The organism is Lihuaxuella thermophila (assembly GCF_900110165.1).
GTDB classification, from domain to species: Bacteria; Bacillota; Bacilli; order Thermoactinomycetales; family Thermoactinomycetaceae; genus Lihuaxuella; species Lihuaxuella thermophila.
On the sequence record NZ_FOCQ01000029.1, the window covers coordinates 1 to 5,692 of the forward strand.

The 5,692-nt window shown below is 48.9% G+C and carries 4 protein-coding genes and 2 rRNA genes; all 6 read right to left on the minus strand.

The window, feature by feature from the left end; translation table 11 throughout:
• Positions 1 to 279, minus strand: a 23S ribosomal RNA gene (locus BMW55_RS18755); the annotation flags it as partial.
• 400 nt (positions 280 to 679) lie between these two features.
• Positions 680 to 2,329: a glycerol-3-phosphate dehydrogenase/oxidase gene (locus BMW55_RS18760; RefSeq protein WP_089973341.1), complete on the minus strand. Its 1,650-nt coding sequence runs from the start codon at positions 2,327 to 2,329 to the stop codon at positions 680 to 682.
• A 120-nt stretch (positions 2,330 to 2,449) separates the two neighbouring features.
• A complete protein-coding gene (gene glpK / locus BMW55_RS18765; RefSeq protein WP_089973343.1) occupies positions 2,450 to 3,943 on the minus strand; it encodes a glycerol kinase GlpK in 1,494 nt (497 codons plus the stop codon).
• Between the two features lie 24 nt (positions 3,944 to 3,967).
• Positions 3,968 to 4,681, minus strand: coding sequence for an MIP/aquaporin family protein (locus BMW55_RS18770; RefSeq protein ID WP_089973346.1), 714 nt, complete (start codon positions 4,679 to 4,681; stop codon positions 3,968 to 3,970).
• 205 nt (positions 4,682 to 4,886) lie between these two features.
• Entirely contained in the window at positions 4,887 to 5,441 is a 555-nt protein-coding gene (locus tag BMW55_RS18775) for a glycerol-3-phosphate responsive antiterminator (protein ID WP_089973349.1), read from the minus strand.
• 178 nt (positions 5,442 to 5,619) lie between these two features.
• Positions 5,620 to 5,692: ribosomal RNA gene (locus BMW55_RS18780) — 16S ribosomal RNA — on the minus strand; the annotation flags it as partial.

The window sequence follows — 5,692 nt, forward strand, 5'->3', positions numbered from 1 at the left end:
GCCGGTTTGGGCTGTTCCCGTTTCGCTCGCCGCTACTCAGGGAATCGCGTTTGCTTTCTCTTCCTCAGGGTACTAAGATGTTTCAGTTCCCCTGGTGTGCCTCCGTCCGCCCTATGGATTCAGGCGGCGGTACCAGCTCTTCCAGCTGGTGGGTTGCCCCATTCGGAAATCCCCGGATCAACGCTCGCTTACAGCTCCCCGAGGCATATCGGTGTTCGCCCCGTCCTTCATCGGCTCCTGGCGCCAAGGCATCCCCCGTGTGCCCTTAGTAGCTTAACCTACTTTTGTCCACTTACGCGGACTTGCTCGGTTCTTCTCCGGTGAATGCAACTTGACGAACTTGACCAAGTTTGTCAATTGCTTTATTCCATATCTAATTTTCAAGGTGCGCTTGTTTTCATCAGTTTCACCGCTCAATCGCGGCGACAGATAGTAATATAACACGGATCAATCACAAATGCAACCCCTTTTTTATAAAAAAATTTTATTCATAAATATATCAGTTGGAAATCCTAAATAAACTTTATACAAACCAGATCAATGGATGTCATATCGTTTGCTTCCCGGTTCAGATCAATATTTGTTTCTTAAAATGGATTGACGAAGAGGGAAGGCGGAATCCGCAACCGTCCTGATAAAAAAGCATCCTTGCTTGTGGAAAAGCAAGGATGCCGCTCCATCATACCGCTTGTGTCGCATACTCGATTTCCATGTCCAGCTGTTTTTCATACTCTGTCCTTGCAGAGTGATCCCAACCCAGATGATCTGCCATCCACCGGATGACTCCTTGCTTCCACTCTTTCACCCAGTCTATATCGAATAATAAACTTCCCGTGCGGCGGATGAAAAAATCTGCCGGAGTGGCCGCCATTTCATGCTCGACCGCATAAACCAGCGGAGCGTAGACTTCGAGCGGCAATCCATATTTTTCAGCTTCTTCGCTTTCCTTTACAATCACTCCGTAGACGAGGTCGATATTGCTGCCATAACGTTCAACCAGTTTGGAGGCTTCCTTCTCTGACAACCCCAGTTGAACCCCCGTTTTGACTTTCTCTTTTACAAAATCAGCCCACCCGACCGATCCGCCAACATCCCCCCCGGACAAGCGAATTTGGTCCGTATGACAGGGATTGAAACTTCTCCCCTGTTCCGCTGTCAATTCAGCGGCGACCAGATCGACCACTCGCTCCGCCATCTTGCGATACCCGGTCAACTTACCGCCTGCGATGGTGATGAGACCGGTATGGGAGCGGAAAATCTCATCTTTACGGGAGATTTCCGATGGCGATTTCCCTTCCTCATGAATCAGCGGCCGGATTCCCGCCCAGCTGGATTCCACGTCACGGGCCGTCAATTGAATCGTCGGAAACATGTAGTTGGCAGCCGCCAAGAGGTAATCCCGATCTTCTTTCGTCATGCGCGGGTGAACCAGGTCTCCGTGATAGTCCGTATCAGTGGTGCCAATATACGTTTTTCCATCGCGGGGAATGGCAAAAACCATACGGCCGTCCGGAGTGTCAAAATAGACAGCTTGCCTCAAGGGGAATCGTTTTTGATCAACGACCAGATGAACCCCTTTGGTCCAATGCAATACCTTCCCTTTCTTCGAACCGTCTTTCTCCCGCAATCCATCGACCCAGGGGCCGGTTGCGTTGACGATTTTTTTAGCGTACAACACATATTTCTCACCGGTGAGGAGGTCGACAGCCTGCACACCTGCCAGTTTTCCATCCCGGTAGATCAAATCCAGGGCTTTCATATAATTGAAAGCTTTAGCCCCGAACTCAACCGCCTTTTTCATTACTTCTAAAGTAAGGCGGGCATCATCTGTCCGATATTCAACATAGTAGCCCGCCCCCTTTAAACCTGCTTCGCGCAGCAAGGGCTCTTTCCGGAGCGTTTCAGCTTTGTTCAGCATGCGGCGGCGCTCGCTTTTCTTCACTCCGGCCAAATGGTCGTACAACCAGATTCCCAGCGAACTCGCCAGTTTTCCGTAGGTACCCCCCTGGATCAACGGCAGAAGCATCCATTCCGGCCTGGTCACATGGGGGGCATTTTCATAGACAATCGCCCGCTCTTTCCCTACTTCCGCCACCAAACCGAATTCCAACTGTTTCAAATAACGCAATCCGCCATGGACGAGTTTGGTGGAACGGCTGGAAGTGCCGGCTGCAAAGTCCTGCATCTCGATCAAAACCGTTTCGATTCCTCTTGTCTGCGCATCCAAGGCGATTCCCGCACCGGTGATTCCTCCTCCGATCACCAATAGATCTATTTCTTTGGAAACAGCTGCTTCCATCTCCTCAGAACGTTTGCGCACTGAAAACATGATCGTAGCCACCTCTTTCACTGAAAAATAAAAACCACATATACCCCCAGCACTTCCGTCGCAAGAGGCAATGTGGTTGATCTCCAGATCTCATCCGTCTATTAACTTGTCAGATGGTCATCACTTGAACACGCGTGTTGCCTGTACAGCTTTCATCCATCCATTATATAGCTTTTCGCGCGTTCTGTCATCCATCTGTGGCACATATGTGCGGTCCACGTTCCAATTTTCCGCGATTTCTTGCTTATCTTTCCAGAATCCTACGGAGAGCCCGGCCAGATAAGCCGCTCCCAACGCGGTTGTTTCAAAAACAACCGGCCGTTCTACCGGGACGCCCAAAATGTCGCTCTGGAATTGCATGAGGAAGTTGTTGGTTGTGGCTCCTCCGTCTACGCGCAGCTTTTTCAATTGAATAGCAGAATCGGCTTCCATGGCAGCCAAAACATCTTTTGTCTGGTAGGCTAACGATTCCAGTGTCGCCCGCACTAAATGCGCTTGATTCGTACCTCGTGTCAATCCAAAGACTGCCCCTCTGGCTTCACTGTCCCAATACGGGGTACCCAACCCGACAAAAGCAGGCACGACATAGACTCCATCGGTGGATTCGACCGAATTGGCCAACTGCTCACTTTCAGCTGCCGTCTTGATCACTTTGAGTCCGTCGCGCAGCCACTGAACAGCCGATCCGGCAACAAAAATGCTGCCTTCCAGCGCATATTCCACCTTGCCGTTTAATCCCCAGGCAATGGTGGTCAACAATCCATGTTTTGAGGGAACGGCATTTTCACCGGTATTCATGAGCATAAAGCAACCAGTGCCATACGTATTCTTGGCCATCCCCGGTTCAAAACAAGCTTGCCCAAACAATGCGGCTTGTTGATCACCGGCGATTCCGGAGATCGGTACGTTCTCGCCAAAAAAATGATAATCCACTGTATAGGCATATACTTCCGAAGAAGAGCGGACTTCGGGAAGCATGGATTTTGGTACATCCAGAATTTCCAACAATTCTTCATCCCATTTTAATTCATAAATATTGTACATCAGTGTTCTTGAAGCATTCGTATAATCAGTTATATGCGCTTTTCCACCGGAAAGTTTCCAAACTAGCCATGTATCAATGGTTCCGAATAACAAGTCGCCTTTTTCAGCTTTTTCCCTTGCACCTTCCACATGATCCAAAATCCATTTCACTTTGGTGCCGGAGAAATAAGCATCGATCAATAAACCTGTTTTGCTTCGGAAAAGATCGTTATACCCTTTAGCCTTCAGGTCTTCGCAAATATCTGCCGTTTGCCGGGACTGCCATACAATCGCATGATAGACGGGTTTTCCGGTTGTTTTATCCCAAACCACCGTGGTTTCCCGTTGATTCGTGATACCGATGCCGGCAATTTCTCTGGGGGAAACATCTGTTTTGATCAGGACTTCGGCAATCACTCCCAGGACTGAGCTCCAAATTTCTTGTGCATCATGTTCAACCCAGCCCGCCTGTGGAAAAATCTGTGTAAACTCTTTTTGCGCAACGCCGACAATATGTCCGTTTTTATCAAATAAAATTGCTCTGGAGCTGGTTGTTCCCTGGTCGATCGCCAAAACATATTTCTTTTCCATTTCATCCACCCCGTTTATGTTTGATTATTGAAACAAACCTGTATAACTGACAGCAGCCAGCACAGCGCCAATCATGGGACCTGCAACGGGAATCCAGGCATAGCCCCAATCGGAAGAACCCTTGCCGGCAATAGGCAGGATGGCATGGGCAATGCGCGGCCCCAGATCACGGGCCGGGTTGATCGCGTATCCGGTGGTTCCGCCAAGGGACATCCCGATGGCCACAATCAAAAAGCCGGCGGCAAGCGTTTGAAGTCCATCAGCGAAGACAATTCCTTTGGCTCCCCAGGATAACAGGACCAGTACCAGCACAAAAGTACCGATAATTTCACTCAACAAGTTTGCAAATGGGCTCCTGATCGCAGGGCCTGTTGAAAATACAGCCAATTTCGCTTCCGGATCTTCAGTTTCCTTCCAGTGGGGCAGGTAATGCAGCCAGACGATGACAGCCCCGAGAAAAGCGCCGATCATCTGTGCAACGATCATGGGGCCCACTTCTGCCCATGCCAGTTTGCCGGCCAGGGCGAATCCCACCGTTAGCGCCGGGTTCAGGAACGCTCCGCTGTAATGACCGACCATGTAGGCAGCCACCATGACTGCAAAGCCCCAACCAAATGTGATGACGACCCATCCCCCATGTTGGGCTTTCGACTTGTTGAGAACAACTCCCGCCACCACACCATTGCCCAAAATAATCAGGATCATGGTTCCCAGGAGTTCTGCCATAAAATGCGACATACACATCCTCCTTTAAGCATCATTAATGATGAAAAATTTGAAATTCATTGAGGGAAAAATAAAGAGAATCACCCATTTACTTTTCCTTGAAGCGCCAAGAAAAAGAAATTAGTGATTCTCCTCATCTCACCACTGCTATTAACTTGTATGAATTGTAAGCGATTTCACTATTATTCTATTATAATTTTCTATTGTATTCAAGTATTTATTTTATACTCCTCCAGATATTTTCGCTTGAAGTGGTTGCTGCCACTGCGCCCGCTTGGATGGCCTCCTCCACTTCCCCGATGGTACGGATCAGCCCCCCGGCTAAAACAGGAACTCCCGTATTTTCGGAAACTTCCTTGATTATGTGCGGGATAATTCCGGGCAACACTTCTATGTAGTCGGGTTTAAAGGATTGGAGCAGGCGGTAACTCGTTTCCAGCGCATGGGTATCCAACAAAAAGATGCGCTGGATCGCAATCAGTGATTTTTTCTTCGCCACGCTGACCACTGGTGTTCGGGTGGAGATCAATCCGGCCGGTTTGATCGTCTGGCATAAAAATTCCGCTGCGTACTCATCACTGCGTAAACCCTGAATAAGATCCACATGCAACAAAACCTTTTTGCGGTGGCGGTTAGCCAGGCTCATGAGCGCCTGCAATTGGGCCACATGGCAGTCCAAGAGAATGATGTATTCGAATTTCGTCTTCATCAACTTTTCAAACTCTCTGATGCTTTTCGCCGCCGGCAAGATTTTTTGGTTGTTAAAATGCATCGTTCATCTTCCTCCTGTTCTCTCAATTTATCATTTTCATTGGTCCGGAAACAATAAAAAACCCCCTCAAAGCCGAAAAGCTTTGAGGGGGTACAAAGTATTCCCTGAAAACTAAAGAGTGAGCAAGCATCACGACCTGAGAAGTGAATTCGTTTGTGTATCCGAAGATACTCCGTAGAAAGGAGGTGATCCATCCCCACCTTCCGGTAGGGATACCTTGTTACGACTTCACCCCAATCATTTGCCCCACC